This window comes from Pseudomonas sp. PsB (assembly GCF_043658375.1).
Taxonomy (GTDB): Bacteria; Pseudomonadota; Gammaproteobacteria; order Pseudomonadales; family Pseudomonadaceae; genus Aquipseudomonas; species Aquipseudomonas putida_Z.
This window is the reverse complement of record NZ_JBIGLU010000047.1, coordinates 1-20,430: the sequence shown is the minus strand read 5'-3', so window position 1 is coordinate 20,430 and position 20,430 is coordinate 1. Positions and strand designations below refer to the sequence as shown.

The 20,430-nt window shown below is 64.7% G+C and carries 19 protein-coding genes; 13 read left to right on the top strand and 6 right to left on the bottom strand.

Going from position 1 to position 20,430, the window contains the following annotated elements; translation table 11 throughout:
- Window positions 1-199 precede the first annotated feature (199 nt).
- The 6 genes from ACGLHT_RS27570 to ACGLHT_RS27545 all read left to right on the top strand — a co-directional run bounded on the left by ACGLHT_RS27570 (window position 200) and on the right by ACGLHT_RS27545 (window position 7,035).
- A complete protein-coding gene (locus ACGLHT_RS27570; RefSeq protein WP_274120600.1) occupies window positions 200-1,225 on the top strand; it encodes an ABC transporter substrate-binding protein in 1,026 nt (341 codons plus the stop codon).
- A complete protein-coding gene (locus tag ACGLHT_RS27565) occupies window positions 1,222-2,139 on the top strand; it encodes an ABC transporter permease (protein WP_015270844.1) in 918 nt (305 codons plus the stop codon). The genes ACGLHT_RS27570 and ACGLHT_RS27565 overlap by 4 nt, the downstream gene beginning before the upstream one ends.
- Window positions 2,140-2,145: 6 nt before the next feature.
- Window positions 2,146-2,955 carry an ABC transporter permease gene (locus tag ACGLHT_RS27560; RefSeq protein WP_015270845.1) on the top strand — a complete coding sequence of 270 codons (810 nt, stop codon included), beginning with the start codon at window positions 2,146-2,148 and terminating at the stop codon, window positions 2,953-2,955.
- A 19-nt stretch (window positions 2,956-2,974) separates the two neighbouring features.
- Window positions 2,975-4,123 carry an ABC transporter ATP-binding protein gene (locus ACGLHT_RS27555; protein WP_025339644.1) on the top strand — a complete coding sequence of 383 codons (1,149 nt, stop codon included), beginning with the start codon at window positions 2,975-2,977 and terminating at the stop codon, window positions 4,121-4,123.
- 239 nt (window positions 4,124-4,362) lie between these two features.
- Window positions 4,363-5,670: a substrate-binding domain-containing protein gene (locus ACGLHT_RS27550; RefSeq protein WP_274120601.1), complete on the top strand. Its 1,308-nt coding sequence runs from the start codon at window positions 4,363-4,365 to the stop codon at window positions 5,668-5,670.
- Between the two features lie 300 nt (window positions 5,671-5,970).
- A complete protein-coding gene (locus ACGLHT_RS27545) occupies window positions 5,971-7,035 on the top strand; it encodes a TerC family protein (protein ID WP_274120602.1) in 1,065 nt (354 codons plus the stop codon).
- A gap of 134 nt (window positions 7,036-7,169) precedes the next feature.
- Here the strand turns inward: ACGLHT_RS27545 and ACGLHT_RS27540 are convergent, their stop codons facing one another.
- Window positions 7,170-8,399 (bottom strand): acyl-CoA dehydrogenase, encoded by a 1,230-nt coding sequence (locus ACGLHT_RS27540; RefSeq protein ID WP_013973159.1) that lies wholly within the window; start codon window positions 8,397-8,399, stop codon window positions 7,170-7,172.
- 140 nt (window positions 8,400-8,539) lie between these two features.
- Here ACGLHT_RS27540 and ACGLHT_RS27535 point away from each other — a divergent pair, with 140 nt between their 5' ends.
- Together ACGLHT_RS27535 and ACGLHT_RS27530 are read left to right on the top strand one after the other, a co-directional pair.
- The gene (locus ACGLHT_RS27535) at window positions 8,540-9,466 is read left to right on the top strand and encodes a LysR family transcriptional regulator (RefSeq protein WP_025339647.1); all 927 of its coding nucleotides are present in this window, start codon (window positions 8,540-8,542) and stop codon (window positions 9,464-9,466) included.
- Window positions 9,467-9,660: 194 nt separating this feature from the next.
- Window positions 9,661-10,815 carry a cysteine desulfurase family protein gene (locus ACGLHT_RS27530; RefSeq protein WP_274120603.1) on the top strand — a complete coding sequence of 385 codons (1,155 nt, stop codon included), beginning with the start codon at window positions 9,661-9,663 and terminating at the stop codon, window positions 10,813-10,815.
- 7 nt (window positions 10,816-10,822) lie between these two features.
- Here ACGLHT_RS27530 and ACGLHT_RS27525 read toward each other — a convergent pair whose 3' ends face one another.
- The 3 genes from ACGLHT_RS27525 to nfsB form a co-directional block, all read right to left on the bottom strand.
- A complete protein-coding gene (locus ACGLHT_RS27525; RefSeq protein ID WP_015270851.1) occupies window positions 10,823-11,260 on the bottom strand; it encodes an RES family NAD+ phosphorylase in 438 nt (145 codons plus the stop codon).
- Window positions 11,257-11,706 (bottom strand): antitoxin Xre/MbcA/ParS toxin-binding domain-containing protein, encoded by a 450-nt coding sequence (locus ACGLHT_RS27520; protein WP_013973163.1) that lies wholly within the window; start codon window positions 11,704-11,706, stop codon window positions 11,257-11,259. Before ACGLHT_RS27520 ends, ACGLHT_RS27525 begins: the two co-directional genes overlap by 4 nt.
- Before the next feature lie 150 nt (window positions 11,707-11,856).
- Window positions 11,857-12,510 (bottom strand): oxygen-insensitive NAD(P)H nitroreductase, encoded by a 654-nt coding sequence (gene nfsB / locus ACGLHT_RS27515; protein WP_196181983.1) that lies wholly within the window; start codon window positions 12,508-12,510, stop codon window positions 11,857-11,859.
- 104 nt (window positions 12,511-12,614) lie between these two features.
- Between nfsB and ACGLHT_RS27510 the strand changes: the two genes are divergently transcribed.
- Genes ACGLHT_RS27510 through ACGLHT_RS27500 form a run of 3 tightly spaced genes read left to right on the top strand, consistent with a single transcriptional unit; the run spans window position 12,615 to window position 15,051 of the window.
- Window positions 12,615-13,538, top strand: a complete 924-nt coding sequence (locus tag ACGLHT_RS27510; protein WP_274079880.1) for a LysR family transcriptional regulator — start codon at window positions 12,615-12,617, stop codon at window positions 13,536-13,538.
- Window positions 13,539-13,585: 47 nt separating this feature from the next.
- Entirely contained in the window at window positions 13,586-14,416 is an 831-nt protein-coding gene (locus ACGLHT_RS27505; protein ID WP_025339652.1) for an AraC family transcriptional regulator, read from the top strand.
- Window positions 14,417-14,466: 50 nt separating this feature from the next.
- Window positions 14,467-15,051 (top strand): LysE family translocator, encoded by a 585-nt coding sequence (locus ACGLHT_RS27500; protein WP_274120604.1) that lies wholly within the window; start codon window positions 14,467-14,469, stop codon window positions 15,049-15,051.
- A gap of 172 nt (window positions 15,052-15,223) precedes the next feature.
- Here the strand turns inward: ACGLHT_RS27500 and ACGLHT_RS27495 are convergent, their stop codons facing one another.
- Window positions 15,224-16,423, bottom strand: a complete 1,200-nt coding sequence (locus ACGLHT_RS27495) for a sugar transporter (RefSeq protein ID WP_274120605.1) — start codon at window positions 16,421-16,423, stop codon at window positions 15,224-15,226.
- A gap of 204 nt (window positions 16,424-16,627) precedes the next feature.
- Between ACGLHT_RS27495 and ACGLHT_RS27490 the strand changes: the two genes are divergently transcribed.
- Window positions 16,628-17,947, top strand: a complete 1,320-nt coding sequence (locus ACGLHT_RS27490; protein WP_274079963.1) for a hypothetical protein — start codon at window positions 16,628-16,630, stop codon at window positions 17,945-17,947.
- Between the two features lie 137 nt (window positions 17,948-18,084).
- Here the strand turns inward: ACGLHT_RS27490 and calA are convergent, their stop codons facing one another.
- Window positions 18,085-19,137: a vanillin reductase gene (gene calA / locus ACGLHT_RS27485; protein ID WP_274120606.1), complete on the bottom strand. Its 1,053-nt coding sequence runs from the start codon at window positions 19,135-19,137 to the stop codon at window positions 18,085-18,087.
- A gap of 180 nt (window positions 19,138-19,317) precedes the next feature.
- On the opposite strand from calA, the gene ACGLHT_RS27480 reads away from it, so the two are divergent.
- Window positions 19,318-20,223, top strand: coding sequence for an AraC family transcriptional regulator (locus ACGLHT_RS27480; protein ID WP_054572090.1), 906 nt, complete (start codon window positions 19,318-19,320; stop codon window positions 20,221-20,223).
- The last annotated feature ends 207 nt before the right edge of the window (window positions 20,224-20,430 follow it).

Below are 20,430 nucleotides of genomic sequence, written 5' to 3'. Positions count from 1 at the left end.
AGTGATGGCCGGTAGCCTCATGCCTCTTGCCAAAAGTTTGGAATACCATAATATGATATCCCGTAGACCTTGAATCTGCAGGCCGGCACCTACAATCAAAAACGGCCACAAGACACTTTGTTTTAGCTGCTCCCCGAACACTGTTGGCGGGCGCACCACAAGCCCCGCCTCGAATAACAAAAGCAACGAGGGCGTAACCATGCTGTTGAGCAAACGTGTAACCGCAGTGCTGTCCGCCAGCCTGCTGACCCTGGCATGTCAGGCCGCCCAGGCCGCCGACAGCCTGAACTTCGTCAGCTGGGGCGGTACCACCCAGGGCGCCCAGAAAGAAGCGTGGGCCGCACCCTTCACCAAAGCCACCGATATCAAGGTCGTCCAGGACGGCCCTACCGACTATGGCAAGCTCAAGGCCATGGTCGAGAGCGGCAACGTGCAGTGGGACGTGGTCGACGTCGAGGCCGACTTCGCCCTGCGTGCCGCCAGCGAAGGCCTGCTCGAACCCCTCGATTTCACCCAGATCAAGCGCGACAAGATCGACCCGCGCTTCGTCTCCGACCATGGCGTCGGCTCGTTCTTCTTCTCCTTCGTGCTCGGCTACAACGAAGGCAAGCTCGGTGCCAACAAACCGGTGGACTGGACCGCACTGTTCGATACCAAGACCTACCCCGGCAAGCGCGCCCTGTACAAATGGCCCAGCCCAGGCGTACTGGAATTGGCCCTGCTGGCCGACGGCGTAGCCCCCGACAAGCTGTACCCGCTGGACCTGGACCGCGCCTTCAAGAAGCTGGACACCATCAAGAAAGACATCGTCTGGTGGGGCGGTGGCGCCCAGTCGCAGCAACTGCTGGCCTCGGGTGAAGCCTCGCTCGGCCAGTTCTGGAACGGCCGCGTCTATGCCCTGCAGCAAGACGGTGCACCGGTGGGCGTGAGCTGGAAGCAGAACTTGGTCATGGCCGACTTCCTGGTCATCCCCAAAGGTGCCAAGAACAAGGACGCGGCCATGAAGTTCCTGGCCAACGCCAGCAGCGCCGAAGGCCAGGCCGAGTTCGCCAACAAGACCGCCTACGCGCCGGTCAACGTCGACAGCGTGGCCAAGCTGGACAAAGACCTCGCGCAGAACCTGCCGACCGCCTACGCCCAGGACCAGGTCACCCTCGACTTCGCCTACTGGGCCAAGAACGGCCAGGCCATCGCAGCCCGCTGGAATGAGTGGTTGGTCAAATGAAAGTCGCCATCAACGCCCTGCATAACGCGCAAGGTGCCCCCACGGGCACCGGCGCCCCGGGAACGGCCCCCCGTCGCGTCAGCCTGAGCCAGCGCTGGAAAGGCAGCCGCAATTTGCTGCCGGCGCTGCTGTTCCTTGGCCTGTTCTTCTTTGCCCCGCTGGCCGGCCTGTTGCTGCGCGGGGTGCTGGAGCCAACGCCGGGCCTGGGCAACTACGAGCAGCTGTTCGCCAACTCGGCTTATGCGCGGGTGCTGTTCAACACCTTCTCGGTGGCCGGCGTGGTCACCCTGATCAGCGTGCTGCTGGGCTTCCCCCTGGCCTGGGCAATTACCCTGGTGCCCAAGGGCTGGGGCCGCTGGTTGCTGAACATCGTGCTGCTGTCGATGTGGACCAGCCTGCTGGCGCGCACCTACTCGTGGCTGGTGCTGCTGCAGAGCTCGGGGGTGATCAACAAGGCGTTGATGGCCATGGGCATCATCGATGCCCCGCTGGAAATGGTGCACAACCTGACCGGCGTGGTGATCGGCATGAGCTACATCATGATCCCGTTCATCGTGCTGCCGCTGCAGGCGACCATGCACGCCATCGACCCGATGGTGCTGCAGGCCGGCTCGATCTGCGGCGCCAGCCCGTGGACCAATTTCTGGAAGGTGTTCCTGCCGCTGTGCCGCTCGGGGCTGTTCTCCGGGGCACTGATGGTGTTCGTGATGTCGCTCGGTTACTACGTCACCCCGGCCCTGCTGGGTGGTGCGCAAAACATGATGCTGCCCGAATTCATCATCCAGCAGGTGCAGTCGTTCCTCAACTGGGGCCTGGCCAGCGCCGCCGCCGCACTGCTGGTGGTGATCACCCTGGTGCTCTTCTACCTGTACCTGAAGCTGCAGCCGGAATCCCCGGTTGGCAATGCGAGGTAAACCGCCATGCTCCTGTCTCCCAATGCCATGGGCCGCCCGCTGCGTACGGGCCTGTACCTGACCACCGGGGTCATCGCGGCCTTCCTGCTGCTGCCGGTGGTGTTCATCGTGTTGCTGTCGTTCGGCTCGTCGCAGTGGCTGGTGTTCCCGCCACCGGGCTGGACCTTCAAGTGGTACGGCCAGTTCTTCTCCAACCCGGAGTGGATGGACGCCGCGCTGGCCAGCCTGAAGGTGGCCGTGCTGACCACCATCGCCGCCGTGCTGCTCGGCCTGCCCACCGCGTTTGCCCTGGTGCGTGGCCGCTTCCCCGGCCGCGAGCTGCTGTACGGGCTGTTCACCATGCCGATGATCGTGCCGCTGGTGATCATTGCCGTGGCGGTGTACGCGCTGTTCCTCAAGCTCGGCTACACCGGCACGCTGTTCGCCTTCGTGGTCAGCCACGTGATCGTCGCCCTGCCCTTCACCATCATCTCGATCATCAACTCGCTGAAGCTGTTCGACCAGTCGATCGAGGATGCCGCGGTAATCTGCGGCGCCTCGCGCCTGCAGGCGATCTTCAAGGTGACCTTCCCGGCGATTCGCCCGGGGATGATCGCCGGCGGCCTGTTCGCCTTCCTGGTGTCGTGGGATGAAGTGGTGCTGAGCGTGATGATGGCCAGCCCCGACCTGCAGACCCTGCCGGTGAAGATGTGGACCACCCTGCGCCAGGACCTCAGCCCGGTCATCGCCGTGGCCTCGACCCTGCTGATCGGCCTGTCGCTGCTTGTCATGTTCATTGCCGCCGCCTTGCGCCGGCGCACCGAAGCCAACGCCTGAGCGCGCGGAGAAAACAACAATGAGTGCAGTGATCAAAGACAACGCGCACGGCAAGACCCTGGTCAGCCTGCGCGGCCTGAACAAGCACTACGGCGACTTCACCGCCGTGGACAACCTCGACCTGGAAATCCAGGACGGCGAGTTCCTGACCTTCCTCGGCTCCAGCGGCTCGGGCAAGTCCACCACCCTGTCGATGCTGGCCGGCTTCGAAACACCGAGCAGCGGCGAGATCCTGGTCGATGGCCAGTCACTGGTCAACGTGCCGCCACACAAGCGTGACATTGGCATGGTGTTCCAGCGCTATTCGCTGTTCCCGCACCTGAACGTGCGCGACAACATCGGCTTTCCGCTGGCCATTCGCAAGCTCGGCGCCAGCGAAACCAGCAAGCGCGTCGACGCCATGCTCAAGCTGGTGCAGCTGGAAAAGTTCGCCCACCGCAAGCCGTCGCAGATGTCCGGTGGCCAGCAGCAGCGCGTGGCGATCGCCCGGGCGCTGGTGTATGAACCGCGCATCCTGCTGATGGACGAACCGCTCGGCGCGCTGGACAAGAAACTGCGCGAAGACCTGCAGGATGAACTGCGCCAGTTGCACCGGCGCCTGGGCATCACCATCGTCTACGTTACCCACGACCAGGAAGAAGCCATGCGCCTGTCCCAGCGCATCGCCATCTTCAGCCATGGCAAGATCGTCGGCCTGGGCACCGGTTACGACCTGTACCAGAACCCGCCGAATGCCTTCGTCGCCTCGTTCCTGGGCAACTCCAACTTCCTGCGGATCAAGGCCAGCAGCAATGGCGCGGGCAGCTTCGAGGGACAGCCGGTAGCCATCCGCCTGACCCCGGGCCTGGCCGCCTCGCAGGACGCACTGATCATGGTGCGCCCGGAAAAGGCCCTGGCCCTGACCGCCGAACAGGCCGCGCGCGAGCCGCTGCCGGCGGGCTGGAACGAGGTCAGCGCCAAGGTTGGCGAAGTGCTGTTCCTGGGCGAGAGCCAGACCTGCCATGTGGTGACTGCGGGCGGTACCGAGCTGACGGTCAAGGCTTTGTCGGCGGCGGGCATGCCGATGCAGCCGGGGGATACTGTGAAGGTGCGCTGGGCGGTGGCGGATGCGTGCATCTATACCGAGTGGGCAGAAAGTGACCTGAGCAAGTCTGCCGGGGCGCATTGATACCGCTGGGGCCGCTTTGCGGCCCTTTCGCCGGCGAGCCAGCTCCCATAGTTACAGCGCAGGTTTCAGGATTGGCAAGGGCCCTGTGGGAGCTGGCTTGCCGGCGATGGGCTGCACAGCAGCCCCATTGACGCGAACTTACAAGCATCAGGCAAAGCCCACTGCCCCATGGACTGTCACATTATCATCACGCCACTGTCGTAATCTGCCGGCCATCTCTATGCCATAGGCCTTCCGGCATGCCCCGTCTGCTTGTCTTGCTGCTCACTCTGCTGCCGCTGGCGACCCTGGCCGAGCCCGCTCACCTGCGCGTGCAAGGTTCCAACACCATCGGCGCGGCCTTGCTGCCAGCGCTGGTGCAAGGGCAATTGCGCGCGCAGCAAGCTACCGCCATCGAACAGTACCCGGGCAAGCTGGCCAACGAGACTGTCATCACCGCTCGCGATACGCGTGGCCAGCCTTTGCGCATCGACATCGCCGCACACGGTTCCAGCACCGGCTTCGTCGCCCTGGGCCATGGCGAGGCCGACCTGGCCGCCGCATCGCGGCCGATCAACGACAACGAAGCAAGCCAACTGCAGGCTTTGGGCGACCTGCGCGCCGCTGCCGCCGAACAAGTCATCGGCCTGGATGGCGTTGCCGTCATCGTTCATCCCGACAACCCGCTGCCACAACTCACCACGGGGCAACTGGCACAGATTTTTGCCGGGCAGATACAGCGCTGGGAGCAATTGGGTGTTGCCGGTGGGGCCATCCACCTGTACGCCCGTGACGACCGCTCCGGTACCTTTGAGACCTTCAAGGCACTGGTGCTGGAGCCTCAGCACGGCGAGCTTTCGCCCAAGGCCCAACGCTTCGAGTCCAGCGACGAGCTGGCCGCGCGAGTGAGCACCGACCGCCAGGCCATCGGTTTCAGCAGCCTGGCGGCGGTGCATGGGGCCAAGGTGCTGGCGGTGGCCGAAGGTGACGCGCCGGCCATGCTGCCGGAGCGTGCACTGGTGGCCAGCGAGGATTACCCGCTATCGCGGCGCCTGTACTTCTACCTGCCGGCCAACCCCAAGCCCCAGGCCAAGGCCCTGGCCGATTTCGCTCAGAGCCCGGCGGGCCAGGCGATCGTCGCCCAGCAGGGTTTCGTTGCGCAGCAGATCGAGGCCCAACCTGTAGCCCCCCAGGCCGACATGCCGCCGCGCTATCGCACCCTGGCCCAGCAGGCGCAGCGATTGAGCGTTAACTTCCGCTTCCAGGAAGGCAGCGCCAGCCTCGACAACAAGGCCCTGCGCGATGTGCAGCGGGTGGCCGACTACCTGCGCCAAGCGGGCAAGTTGCGGCGCAAGGCGGTGCTGGTGGGCTTTGGCGACCCCAAGGAGACACCCGGTCGCGCCGCCCTGCTCTCCCGCCTGCGGGCCCAGGCGGTGCGTCGTGAGCTGGCGCGCGATGGCGTGGAGGTGCTGGAGGTGACGGGGATGGGGGATGAACTGCCAGTGGCAGGGAACGAACTGGAGCAAGGGCGACTGCGTAATCGCCGGGTGGAAGTGTGGGTTTATTGAACGATAGGCCTGCTCTGGCCTGACTGGTGTAGGAGCGGCCTTGTGTCGCGAAAGGGCCGCAAAGCGGCCCCGGCAATTCTGTGGCGATGCCAAGACCGTGGGGGCGCTGCGCACCCCGTTCGCGACACAAGGCCGCTCCTACACAGCGCCCTGGCAAAGAAATGTAACAGCTCCCCATTCGGCATCACCGGCAAACGGGTCTAGGCTCAAGCCCATGTGATACCGGGCCCCTCTGACGGCTGCCAGGCCGCCATGTCGGATCACTGTTGCCATGCAACGTCGACATTGAAGGAGGGGCTCATGACAGCTCTACAGACATTCCTCACCACCCCGTTCCTCGGTACCAGCGCCTGGTTGTGGCTGGTGTTCATGGCCATCGTCATCGGTTTGCTGGTACTCGACCTGGGCGTGCTGCACCGCCACGACCGGGAAATCGAAATGCGCGAGAGCCTGCTGCTGTATTCGGGCTATTTCAGCGTCGGCGTGCTGTTCGGCGCCGGGGTCTGGTACCAGTTGGGCGCGCAGTCGGCGCTGGAGTTCTACACCGGCTTCCTGGTCGAGCAGTCGCTGTCGATGGACAACGTGTTCGTCATGGCGATGATCTTCAGCTATTTCGCCATCCCCCGCCGCTACCAGCACCGCGTGCTGTTCTGGGGCATCCTCGGGGTGGTGTTCCTGCGGGCGATCATGATCGGCGTGGGCGCGGCGCTGGTGCAGAACTTCGCCTGGGTACTGTATATCTTCGGTGCCTTCCTGCTGTTTACCGGGGTGAAGATGGCGCTGTCGAAGGAGGACAGCCGCCCCGACCTGGCCAACAACCCGATCCTGAAGTTCGTGCGCCGGCACATGCGGGTCACCGAGCAGATCCACGGTTCGCACTTCTTCGTGCAGCAGACCCCGCCCGGGCAGCACAAGGCGCTACGCCATGCCACCCCGCTGTTCATGGCGCTGGTGCTGATCGAACTGGCCGACCTGGTATTCGCCGTCGACAGCGTCCCGGCAATCTTCGCCATCACCCAGGACCCGTTCATCGTCTATACCTCGAACATCTTCGCCATCCTCGGCTTGCGCTCGCTGTATTTTGCGCTGGCGGCGCTGATGCACCGGTTCGTTTACCTCAAGTACGCGCTCGCGCTGGTGCTGATCTTCATTGGCTGCAAGATCTTCTACCACGGCATGGTGGGCAAGGTGCCAGCGTTGCTTTCGTTGGGGGTGACGTTCGGGTTGTTGCTGGGTGGGGTGGTGGTTTCGCTGGTCAAGACGCGAGGGGAGAAGCCGGAAATCAAGGGTGCTCAATCCAGACAGCCTTCAAATGTCGATCGCACAGTCAGCGAGAAGGAGGAAGACCCGCAGATGCGGGTCTGACCATCCAGAGTGAGCCTTCAAGGGCCTCTTCGCGGGCTTGCCCGCTCCCACAGGTATTGCGCACAGCTTGGAGGCGGCACAGTTCCTGTGGGAGCGGGCAAGCCCGCGAAGAGGCCGGAACAAGCGGGCAAAAATCATCGCCCGCTACGCATCATCTCCGCCGGCACATACTTGCCAATCTCATACTTGCCAATCGCCGCCCGGTGCACTTCATCCGGTCCGTCGGCCAGGCGCAAGGTGCGCTGCATGGCGTACATGTAAGCCAGCGGGAAATCGCCACTTACCCCTGCCCCGCCATGAATCTGGATCGCCCGGTCGATCACCTTCAGTGCCACGTTCGGCGCCACTACCTTGATTTGCGCAATCTCGCTGCGGGCGACCTTGTTGCCGACCGTGTCCATCATGTACGCCGCTTTCAACGTCAGCAGCCGGGCCATGTCGATCTCCATGCGCGAGTCGGCGATCTTGTCGACGTTACCGCCCAGACGCGCCAATGGCCGGCCGAAGGCGGTACGCTCCACCGAGCGCTTGCACATCAGTTCCAGCGCGCGCTCGGCCATGCCGATCGAGCGCATGCAGTGGTGAATGCGGCCGGGGCCAAGGCGCCCCTGGGCAATCTCGAAGCCACGGCCCTCACCCAGGATCACGTTCTCATACGGCACCCGCACGTTCTCGAAGAGCACCTCGGCGTGGCCATGGGGAGCATCGTCATAGCCGAACACCGGCAGCGGGCGGACGATCTTCACCCCAGGCGCATCGGTGGGCACCAGCACCATCGAGTGCTGCTGGTGGCGTGGCCCTTCAGGGTCGGACAGGCCCATGAAGATCATTACCTTGCAGCGTGGGTCGCAAGCGCCGGAGGTCCACCACTTGCGGCCGTTGATTACCCATTGGTCACCGTCACGCACTGCGGTGGCGGCCATGTTGGTGGCATCCGAGGAGGCCACGTCCGGTTCGGTCATGGCGAACGCCGATCGGATCTCGCCACGCAGCAGCGGCTCCAGCCACTGGCGCTTCTGCGCTTCGCTGCCATAGCGCACCAGCACTTCCATGTTGCCGGTGTCTGGCGCCGAACAGTTGAACGGCTCCGGACCGAGCAACGAACGGCCCATGATTTCTGCCAGCGGGGCGTATTCCAGGTTGCTCAGGCCGGCACCGTATTCCGATTCGGGCAGAAACAGGTTCCACAGCCCTTCGGCGCGGGCTTTGGCCTTGAGTTCTTCCATGATTGCGGTGGGCTGCCAGCGGTCGCCCTCGGCGACCTGGCGCTCGAACACTGCCTCGGCGGGGTAGACATAGGCGTCCATGAACGCGCTGACGCGCTCACGCAGTGCCTGGACCTTGGGCGAATAGGCGAAATCCATCTGGGCTACCTTCACGGTTCGGAGTACATGGGCCAGAGCCTAGAGCAGCATGGCCCCATCCACCTAGTCTATTTTCCGCGTGTATAAACATTCATAACCGATATATGATCGACCCATAATTCCAACAAAGAGCGGCGCCCATGAACCTCAGCAAGGTCGACCTCAACCTGTTCATCGTGTTCGATGCGATCTACACCGAAGCCAACCTGACCCGCGCCGGGCAGATCGTCGGCATCACCCAGCCGGCAGTGTCCAACGCCCTTTCGCGGCTGCGCGAAACCTTCAACGACCCGCTGTTCGTGCGTACCGCGCAAGGCATGGTGCCCACGCCCATGGCGCAGAACATCATCGGCCCGGTGCGCAACGCCCTGGCACTGCTGCGCACCTCGGTGCAGGAAAGCCGCATCTTCAACCCGCAACAGGCCAACAAGACCTTCCGCATCAGCATGACCGACCTGACCGAAGCGGTGATCCTGCCGCCGCTGTTCCAGCGCTTGCGCCGCCTGGCGCCGGCGGTGCTGATCGAAAGCTTTTTGTGCAAGCGCCGCGAGACCACCAAGGAACTCGCCGCCGGCCGCCTGGACTTCGCCATCGACGCACCGCTGAACACCGACCCGCAGGTACGCCACGTCAAACTGATGCAAGACCGCTATGTCTGCGCCCTGCGCCAGGGCCACCCGCTGGCCGACAGCAAGCTGACCCTCGACAACTATCTGGGCATGACCCACATCCATATTTCCAGCCGCCGCAACGGCCTGGGCTATGTCGACCTGGCCCTGGGCAAGATGGGCGTGCAGCGCAAGGTTGCCTTGCGCTCGCAGCATTACCTGATGGCCTCGCAGGTGTTGCAGCAGACCGACATGGCGATGACCGTCCCCGAGCGCTTCGCCCGCCGCCATCAGTTGCGTTACCAGCCACTGCCGGTGGAGGTGCCTGCGCTGGAAACGCACCTGTACTGGCATGAAAGCACCGATCAGGACCCGGCCAACCGCTGGATGCGCGAGCAGATAACCGAGTTGTGCGAACGTGTGGTGGCCGAGGAAGAGAGGGCCTTGGCACCAGCCTGAAGAGGCTGACGAGGGGCCTTTGCTGAGCCCCTCGCGATGCGGAGAAAAATTTTCCAGGAAAAGCTCAATAGAGAGAAATTTTTCTTGCAGATCCTGAGAATAGAGCCGCTGGAAGCGAAAAATATCTCTCGAACAGCGGGTACGCTTGCTCCAACGATCGCCGATTTCACGGCGACAGAAACGGACTCGCCCCAATGCCCAGCGCCCCGCTCTACTTCGATTACGCCGCCACCACTCCGGTCGACGACCGGGTCATCGAAACCATGCTCGCCTGCCTTGGCAGCCAGGCCAACTTCGGCAACCCGGCGTCCAGTGGCCATGCCTTCGGCCAGGCCGCCCGCCACGCCGTGGAGCAGGCCCGCCAGCAAGTGGCCGAACGCGTCGGCGCACAGGCCGATGCACTGGTCTGGACCTCAGGTGCGACCGAGTCCAACAACCTGGCGCTCAAGGGCATTGCCCAGGGCCTCGGCCAGCCCGGGCACCTGATCACCAGCCAACTGGAACACAAGGCCGTGCTCGACACGGTGGCCGAACTGGAGCGCCAGGGCTGGGCCGTTACCCGCCTGGCACCGGATGCCGCCGGCCTGATTCAGCCTGCGGCGGTGCAAGCAGCGTTGCGCGCCGACACCCGCCTGGTATCGCTGATGGCGGTGAACAATGAACTGGGCACGATCACCGACTTTGCCGCGATTGGCGAACAGGTACGTGCCCACGGTGCCCTGCTGCACGTGGATGCGGCGCAGGCGGTGAGCAAACTGGCCATCGACCTGAGCGCCATGGCCGTGGACCTGATGTCGTTCTCGGCGCACAAGGTGTATGGGCCCAAGGGCATCGGTGCGCTCTACGTCGGGCCACGCGCCCGCACGCTGATGCGTGCGCAGATGCACGGTGGCGGCCATGAGCAAGGCCTGCGCTCCGGCACCCTGGCGACCCACCAGATTGCCGGCATGGGCAGCGCCTTTGCCCTGGCCGGCCAGCCCGGCGACAGCGAACACCTGCGCCTCGAGCAACTGGCCAGGCGCCTGCGCGAAGGCCTGCTGGCCCTGCCCGGCGTCACCCTGAACGGCTGCGCCAACCAGCGCATTCCCCATACGCTGAACCTGTGTATCGACAGCAAGGGCTTCAACAGCGCGGCGCTGGCCAGCGAGCTGGCGTTGTCGACCACCTCGGCCTGCAACTCGGCGAGCAATGCGGCCTCGCATGTGCTGCTCGCGCTGGGGCTGAATGAACGCCAGGCACGCAACAGCGTGCGGCTGAGCATCGGGCGCTTCAGCAACGACGCTGAAGTGGACAAGGCGCTCGAAGTGTTTGGCCGGGTGCTGACAGCGGCATCAGCGGCACTTTGGTGAACCGGCCCTAGAACAGCCGGCTGTCCGGGGTGAAGTCCTCGACCTCGAGCCTGGCGCTGTTTGCCTGCGGATGGCGCGGGTTGAACAGGTAATTGGTGGTGCTGGGCATGATCGCGCTCGGCACCGGCAACAGCAATGCCGAGCACTCATCCAGAAAGCGGTTGCCCAGGCCCCGGGTCAGTTCGGTCTGGCTCGACCAGCCAGGCTGCAAGGCGGGCAACTGCGCTTGCGAAACGGTGTCGGGCAACTCGATACGCAGCAGCCGCATGGTGGTGGGGAAATCCTCAGGGTCGATCTCCAGGTGCACCAGCACCTCCAGCATTGCCCCGGCTGGGCTGGTGGCGGCATACACCACTGGCCGGCCCGCCTGGTGCCAGCGGCCGCTGACACGCAAACCGCCCGTTCCGCTCAAGTCTGCATAGGCGCTGATACGCCACAGAATCACAGGCCGAAGCCCTCGGCGATCTGCAGCAACATCTCTTCGACCTGGGTGGTGCCCTGCTGGGTGGTAAGCATCTGCATCGGCGTCAGCCCCGAGAAGCGCTCCTTGGGCTTGGACAGCCAGCGCTTGGCCTTGCCCGCCTCACCGAACACGGCTTCGGCCATGGCGGTGATATGGGCCGAGCGGAACAGCCGGTCGCTTTCTTCCACGGTCAGTGGCTGGTCACGTTCGATGCGGGTTTTCAGCGTGCGCAGGGGAATGATCTGGTCACGCTCCACAGGGGTGAACACGCCGAGTTCGGTCAGTTTCACCAGCCAGGTGGCAGCGAAGCCATGGGTGATGCGGGTGTGGATTTCGAAGTCACTGGCGAGTTCGGGGATTTCCAGCAGTGCATGCAGGCGCGCCCGGTACTCGTGGTAACCGTTGTCGCGAAGCACTTCGGCAAGCATGGCGCTCTCCTTTCCGGCGTTTGCCGACAAGTATGCGGCATATGCCGGACATATGCCAGTTCATGAGGCCTGTGAAAGCCTTGAAGGCGATGCCATCCTGTGGGAGCGGCCTTGCGCCGCGAAAGGGCCGCAGGGCGGCCCCGGGCAATCTCACAGGAAGGTGAACACCTGCGAAGCCGGCAACCGCGATTTGTTCAAGCCAGCGTTGAAGTCCGTCTCGCTGCGATAGCCCAGGCTGAGAATGACCACACTGGTGAACCCACGCTCGCGCAAGCCCAGCTCGGCATCGAGAATCTTGCTGTCGAAGCCCTCGATCGGCGTGGCATCCAGCCCATGTGCCGCAGCCCCCAGCAAGGCAGTACCCAGCGCCAGGTAGGTCTGCTTTTCCATCCAGTGCTGCACGTCCTTCTGGTCAAAGCGGTGCAGGTCGACGTAATGCCGGCGGCTCTGGTTCTGCCCGGCACGCGCCTGATCATCGCGGAAGCGGCCATCGGCAGCTTCCTGGTCGAGCACGGCGTTCAGGTGCGCTTCGGTCATTTCGGTGCGGGTGCAGAACACGATCACATGCGAGGCATCGAGGATCTTCGGCGAATTGTAGGCATAACGCTCTGTGGTGCTTTTGGCCAGGCGGGCCTTGCCTTCAGCGCTGTCGGCAACGATGAAATGCCACGGCTGCGAGTTGACCGAGGACGGGCTGTGACGCAGTTGTTCGAGCAAGGCATCGACAGTGGCCTGGGGAATACGGCGCGAGGCATCGTAGGCTTTGGTGGTGTAGCGGCGCTTAGCCAGCGAGACGGTATCCATGCAACAACTCCGGGAATGAACAGGGGATTTGCCGGGCATCTTATCTTTCCTGCAGAAAAGAAAAACCGGCACAATGCAGCAACACTTTCATCCCTGGAGTGAAAATGCTGCGCATCGCCGACCTCGAACTGTTCGTCCGCAGCAGCGTGCTGGGCAGCTTCACCGCTGCCGCCCACGAGGCCGAACTGCTGCCGGGGCAGGTGGCCGCCGCGATCAAGCGCCTGGAGCGCGACCTGGACGTGCGCCTGTTCGCCCGCACCACCCGCAGCCTGCGCCTGACCGCCGAAGGCGAGTTGTACCTGCCGACGGCCCTGAATGTGCTGGAGAGCCTGCGCCAGGGGCGTGAAGACCTGCATGGCAACGCCAACACCCTGCGCGGTACCCTGCAGGTGTCGGCACCGTCCGACCTGGGCCGCAACATGCTGCTGCCGTGGCTGAGCGCCTTCCGCCGCGAGCACCCGGCCCTGCACCTGCGCTTCTTCCTGTCCGACCAGATCGCCGACCTCAACCGTGACCCGGTAGATGTGGCGATCCGCTATGGCCTCAACCAGGACGCCAATTACATTGCCCTGCCGCTGGCCGACTGGAACCGCCGGGTGCTGGTGGCCGCGCCCGACTACCTGGCCCGTCACGGCCGCCCGCTCACGCCCGACGCCCTGCAGCAGCACGCCTGCCTGCTGTACATGCAGCACAACCGGGTCTACGACAAGTGGCGGGTGGGCAACCGCACCGTGCAGGTGCGCGGGCCACTGGTCAGCGACGATGCCGACGTGATCCGCCGCCTGGCCTTGCAGGGCGAAGGCATCGTCTACAAGTCGTGGCTGGACGTAAGCGCCAACATCGCGGCCGGCGAGCTGGAAATCATCCTCCCCGAGCACCTCGGTGAACCCGCACCGGTCACCCTGGTGTGCCCGCACCGCAAGCAGCTCACGCCAGCGGTGGCGCAACTGCACCTGTGGCTGCGCGAACGCTTCGAGGCCTTGCGTAACCGGGCGCTGACCAACGGCTGCACAATCGTTCCAGACTGAGCCTGGCCGTTGCGCTAAGGTAGCGATTTCTGCCACGGCACGCCCCCATGAGCAACTGGATCGACCTCAAGCAAGACGCCGACACCGGCATCGAGTCGGTCCGTGCGCATTTCGTCGGGCATGCCTACGACCCGCACTGGCATGACAGCTTCCTGGTTGGCGTTACCGAGCAGGGCGTGCAGCAATTCGATTGCCGGCGAGTACGCCATCGCAGCACGCCGGGGCACGTATTCTTGCTGGAGCCCGGTGAAATCCATGACGGCCATGCGCCCACCGAGGACGGCTTCACCTATTCGACCCTGTACCTGGAACCCACCTGGGTGGACAGCCAACTGCGGGCACTGTTCGAACACGCGCCAGGCGACAGCCTGCCCAGCTTCGCCGATACCTTGTGCCACGATGAGCGCCTGGCGCGTGCCACTGCCCTCGCCTTCCAGGCCGTGCATACCCAGGACTTGCGCATTGTCCGGCAGACGGCCATGGACGACCTGCTGGCCTGCCTGACCCGCCACCTGCACTGGCGCCGACGCCTGAACCCGGACCCGCGCCTGCCGCTGACCGCGCAGCGCGCGCGGGATTACCTGCACGCCAACCTGGAGCGCGACATCGGCCTGGAAGACCTGGCCCAGGCCTGTGGCATCGACCGCTTCCGCCTCACCCGCGCGTTCAAGGCCGCATTCGGCCTGGCGCCACATGCCTATCTGATCCAGCTGCGCCTGGCCCGGGCGCGGCGCCTGCTCGCCCGAGGCCAGACACCCACAGAAGTGGCCATGGCCCTGGGCTTTGCCGACCAGAGCCACCTGGGGCGCTGGTTCCGCCGTGCCTACCAGCTGACCCCGGCCGACTACCGCAGGCGCTGCTCAAACCTTCCAGACTGAAAGGCGGCAGGCAGCGAGCATGGTGCTTCGTTTATCCGGAGCCCTTGATCATGTCGCAGTCGTTGTTGCCCTTCATCCTGTTTGCCCTGGTGTCCAGCATCAGCCCGGGGCCGACCAACCTGTTGATTCTCGCCCATGGCGCCCGCGTTGGCCTGCGCGCGAGCCTGGCGCCGATCGTGGCGGCCTGCGGTGCAGCAGCCGCGATCGTGCTGATGGTGGGCCTGGGGCTGGGTGAACTGCTGCTGCGCCACCCGCTGGCCCAGCAGTTGATGAGCTGGGCCGGGGTTTTGTGGTTGAGCTGGCTGGCGTGGAAGATGCTGCGCAGTGCTGCCGCCCCGCTGCAGGCGGCCACGGTGCAAGGCTTCAGTGCACTCAGTGCGGCCTCGTTGCAGGTGGTGAACCCCAAGGTGTGGTTGATGGCCGTGGCGGTGGTCGGGGTGTTTGCCGCGCCGTCGTTGCCGGTATGGCAACTGGCGCTGGTGTTCTTGCTGATTGCCCTGCCCTGCATGGCGGCGTGGGCGCTGCTGGGGGTGGGCAGCGCGCGATGGTTGCAGGCACCTCGGCGGTTGCGGGTGTTCAACCAGGTGTTGGCGGGGGTGTTGTTGATTTCTGCGTGGGCTGCCGTACTGGCTTGAGCCTGCAACAGCTGTTCCCACAGGCCTGCAGAGAACCTGTAGGAGCGGCCTTGTGTCGCGATGGGGCGCGCAGCGGCCCCGGATTTCAGCGTTACAGCGGATATCGCCGGGGGCCGCTGCGCGCCCCATCGCGACACAAGGCCGCTCCTACAAAGAACGCACCAGCCCCAGATCAGTGCGTCAGCGCCTCGCGGAACCGCCGGGTGCTGGCCACAGCCAGCAGCAACCCGGCCACCGCCACGCTACCGCCCACCAGGCCGATATCCGCCACGTCCAGCTGGCTGCTGACGATACTGCCCAGCAACGCACCACCGCCAATACCGATGTTGTAGATACCCGAGAACAGCGCCATGGCCACATCGGTGGCATCGGACGCCAGCTTCAGGGTCTTGGACTGCAGCGACAGGCTGAAGCTGAGGATCGCCACCCCCCAGAACATGCTCAACGCGGCAAACATGTAGAAGTTGCCCGACAGCGGCAACAGCAGCAACAGGCACGCCGCCAGCAGGCCGATCGACCCTACCAGGAAGCCATGCGGGAAGCGGTCGCTGTAACGGCTGAACAGCAACGAGCCGAACACCCCGGCACCGCCGAACAGCAGCAACAGCAGCGTGGTGCGCTCACCGCCTATCTGCGCCACGTGCAGGGCGAACGGTTCGATGTAGCTGTAGGCAGTGAACTGCGCGGTAATCACCAACGTCACCAGCACATAGGTGATCACCAGCGCCGGGCGCTTGAACAGGATCGGCAGGCTGCGCAGCGAGCCCGAGTTCTGGCTGGGCAGCAGCGGCAGCGACTTCATCAGGCACAGCATGGTCGCCAGCGCCACCCCGGCAATGCTCAGGAAGGTGATGCGCCAGCCCAGCGCTTCGCCCACCACGCGGCCCAGCGGGATGCCCAGGACCATGGCCAGGGTGGTGCCAGTGGCCAAAAGGCCCAGCGCCTTGGCCTGCTGCCCTGGCGGCGCCACGCGTACCGCCAGGGAGGCGGTGATGGCCCAGAACACCGCATGCGCCAGGGCAATACCGATGCGGCTGACCAGCAACATGGCAAAGCTCTGTGACAGCCACGACAGCAGGTGGCTGACGATGAACACCAGGAACACGAACAGCAACAGGCGCCGCCGCTCGATGTTGCGGGTCAGCAGCATCATCGGCAGCGAGGCCAGCGCCACCACCCAGGCGTAGATGGTCAGCATCAGGCCGACCTGCGCGGTGCTCATGTCGAAGCTGCGGCCAATGTCGCTGAGCAGCGCCACCGGGACGAACTCGGTGGTGTTGAAGATGAAGGCCGCCAGGGCCAGGGCAATGACGCTCAGCCAGCTGCCGCTACCCGCCGTGGGTGGCATGTTGGTGGGTGTGGGTCCGTTCATGGGTGCAAACCGCTTCTCCGCAGGCAAGGCAACAGGACGCACGCCAGCCACCCGCTTGCCGGGGTGTGGACGCACGCTTTGTTATTGGAAGGAATGCCCGGCATGGTACGCGTCAAGCCGGGGGCTCACAACCGCGAGGCGGGCAGAAGGAGTAACATGCGCGCTTTGTGCGAACGCGTATGCAACAAGGAGCCCGATCCGCTCATGGACCAGCAGCACTCCCAGCAGCAACAGTGGCAGCAGGCGGTTACTGCCTATGCCCAGGCCGTCAACGACTATGTCGCGCAGGGCCGCGCGCAAGGCTGGGATGACCTCGAAGAGCCCCTGCCGCAAGCCACCGATCATTTGCTCGATGCCTGGCTGCAAGCCCTGCAAGCAGCCAACCGGCCTGGCGTAGAAGCCTTCGAGCAGCAAGCCTTCCGCGAAGCCTGGCCACCCGCCCACCACCCATTGCTGCCGCTGATCAAGGAGCACGGGCAAGGCATCGGCAACGTCCTGCTGCTGGAGGATGGCAGCCTGCTGGCACGTATCGGCATGCCGCATGACAAAGGCCAGGTGGTGCGCATCGACCCTCTCGGGGTGACCCCGGTGATCGGCGTCGATCACTTCGGCCGCTGCCCGGCCCGCCGCTATTTCGCCCTGGCCAATGCCGAGGGCATACGCGTGACCGATGGCTGGGGCGGCCCGCAGGTGCTGCGCCTGGCCTGGCCCACGGGGTTGGAGGGGTTACCGCCGGGTTACCCGTTCGAGCCATTCGACCTGCCGCCGACGCCAACCGCGCTGATCCCCTTCCCGGATGGCCAGCGGGTGCTGCTGGTGAGTGCCGAGGGTATCTTCCTGCTGACGCGCCACGGCGCGACCCGCCTGCTGCCGCACCAAGCGCGGGTGCTCGACGAGCTGGACGAAGGCACCGACCCCGACGACATCAGCCTCGGGCTGAGCATGGAGCACGGTGCGGTGTCGGCGGATGGCCGGTTGATCGTGGTCGGTGAGCAAGGCAGCCGTCACCTGGTGCTGGACGACCAGCTCAGGCCCGTGGCGGCAATCGGCCCGGCCAGCGAGTATCCGCACTTTGCGCTGTTCAACCGCGCGGGTGACCAGTTGATAGTCAATGCCTGCCATTTCTACAGCGGTGCCACGCTGGCTGTCAGGGTGGCCGACTTGCCGGGGCTGGATACCGACTACTACAGCCAGGACCCGCGTACCCCGCTGGTACAGGATGGCGCACGGGTATATGCCGGCGTGGCGCGCGACGGCGAGTACATCGTGGGGGATGCCTATGGTTACCTGCGGGCATTTGGCGAAGATGGCATGGAGCATTGGCAGCATTACCTGGGGTCGACCATCAGTGCGCTGGATATCAGTGCGGACGGGCGTACCCTGGTAGCGGCGAGCCATGCCGGGTTCGTTTCGGTGATTGCCCTGGACAACGGGCGGCCGGCCTGGCAGATCGGTACCGGGGCGCATGGCGAGGTACGGCGGTGGTTGTTCTGGAAAGGCTGGGACAGGGCATTGGCCTGGTAACAGATCCAGCATTTTTATTGCCTGTACTGGCTTATTCGCGGGCTCGCCCGCTCCCACAGGTACTGCACAGACTTCGTAAGCTGTGATTTACCTGTGGGAGCGGGCGAGCCCGCGAAGAGGCCGGGGCAGGCAACCAATCAGCCTTGCAAAGTAGCCATATCGATCACGAACCGGTACTTCACATCCCCGGCAATCATCCGCTCATACGCCTGGTTGATGTTGCGGATATCCAGCAACTCGATATCACAACGAATGGCGTGCTCGGCACAGAAATCCAGCACTTCCTGTGTCTCGGCAATACCACCGATCAACGACCCTGCCAGCACCCGGCGCTTCATCACCAGATTGGCCGCATGCACCGCCGGGTCGATCGGCTCGATCAGGCCGACCAGGATATGCACGCCATCGAATTTCAGGGTTTCCAGGTACGGGTTGAGGTCGTGCTGCACCGGGATGGTGTCGAGCAGGAAGTCGAAACGGCCCGCCGCGGCGTGCATCTGCTCGGCATCGGTGGACACGATCACATGGTCGGCACCCTGGCGACGGGCTTCCTCGGCCTTGGCCAGGGAGCGGGTGAACAGGGTCACTTCGGCGCCCAGGGCCTTGGCCAGCTTGATAGCCATGTGGCCCAGGCCGCCCATGCCGAGGATGCCGATCTTGTGACCGGGGCCGACACCGTGGTGCTTGAGCGGCGAATAGGTGGTGATGCCAGCGCAGAGGATTGGCGCGGCACTTGGCAGGTCCATGCCGGCCGGGATGCGCACCACGAAGTGCTCGCTGACCACGATGCTGCTGGAGTAACCGCCCATGGTGTTGCTACCGTCGACCCGGTCCGGGGTGGCGTAGGTCATGGTCGGGCCTTCCAGGCAGTACTGCTCCAGGTCCTTGGCACAGGCTTCGCAGTGGCGGCACGAGTCGACCATGCAGCCAACGCCGACCAGGTCACCGACCTTGTGCGCGGTCACTTTTTCGCCCACCGCGGTGACGCGACCGATGATCTCGTGGCCCGGCATCAGCGGGTACACGGCAATGCCCCATTCGTTGCGCGCCTGGTGAATGTCGGAGTGGCACACGCCGCAGTACAGGATATCGATGGCGACGTCGTCAGGGCGCGGGCTGCGACGCTCGAAGATCATGGGAGCCAGAGGGCTGGTGGGGGTCTGGGCGGCGTAACCGATGGCGGTGTACATGCAGGGCCTCGCTATGAAGTGAAACGATTCAGGCGGCGCATTCTGCGCGCCATGCGCCGCCTCGCCCACGGCTGATTCTCCGGCATCGATGCCTGATTCTCCGAAGATGCCATGCAGCACCTGGCGCCGAGCGTTCATTCTGCGATGATCAGACTGTCTGATCCTCTGCCCAGGTCCATCATGCAACTGACCCGCCACGTCGACGCCAATGCGCCGCTTTGCACACTGATCCGCAGCCTCGCCACGCGCCCGGGCTTCGTGCCCACGCACCTGCCCCAGGTGCAGGTGCTGAGCTGGGACCACTATGTGGCCAGCAGCCCGCAGATCTACGAACCCAGCCTGATGATCCTGGCCCAGGGCAGCAAGCTGGCACGCCTGGGGCCGCGTACCCTGGAGTACGGCGCCGGGCATTACCTGGTGCAGGCACTGTCGGTGCCGTTCATGTGCGAAACCTTCGCCACCCCCGAAGCACCGTTGCTGGGCGTGGCGGTGGACATCGACCGCGGCGTGCTGGGTGAACTGGTGCAAAGCATGGCCCTGGCGCCGGATGCCGCGGTGCAGGCGCAAACCCCGCAGTCGATGACCTCGGCGGCACTCGATGCGCCGATGCGCGAATGCGTGGAACGGCTGCTGCGCTGCCTGCAGGACCCAGTGGACGCCAAGGTGCTGGGCCCGGCGCGGGTACGCGAGGTGCTGTACACCGCCTTGCGCGGCCCACAGGCAGGCGTATTGCGGGCGCTGGTGGAGCAACAAGGGCACTTCGCCCGCATCGGCGCCGCCCTTGCCCACCTGCGCGAACACTACACCGAGCCGCTGAGCGTGGAAGCGCTGGCCGCGCGCGCCAACATGAGCGTTTCGACCTTCCACGAGCACTTCAAGCGCTGCACCGACATGGCACCAATGCAGTACCTCAAGCGCCTGCGGCTACTAAAGGCGCAGCAGATGCTGATCGGCGAAGGCCTGGGGGTGGCGCAGACCGCGCACCGGGTGGGGTACCAGAGCACCTCGCAGTTCAGCCGCGAGTACAAGCGCCAGTTCGACCGCAGCCCGGGGGATGAATTGCCGTACCAGAGCCTGCCGGTGTAGTGGCCTTCACTGGCTCATCGCCAGCAAGCCATGCGTAAACCCTGTGGGAGATCACCCAGCCCTTTGGGCTGCGCTGTCGCGTAGATAACTGAAATTGCAAGCAATCCGCGTACCCTGTGGGAGCGGCTTTTAGCCGCGAAGAATCCAACGCGGTGCATGGCACCGGCTGCGCCGGTGTTCGCGGCTAAAGCCGCTCCCACAGGGCCC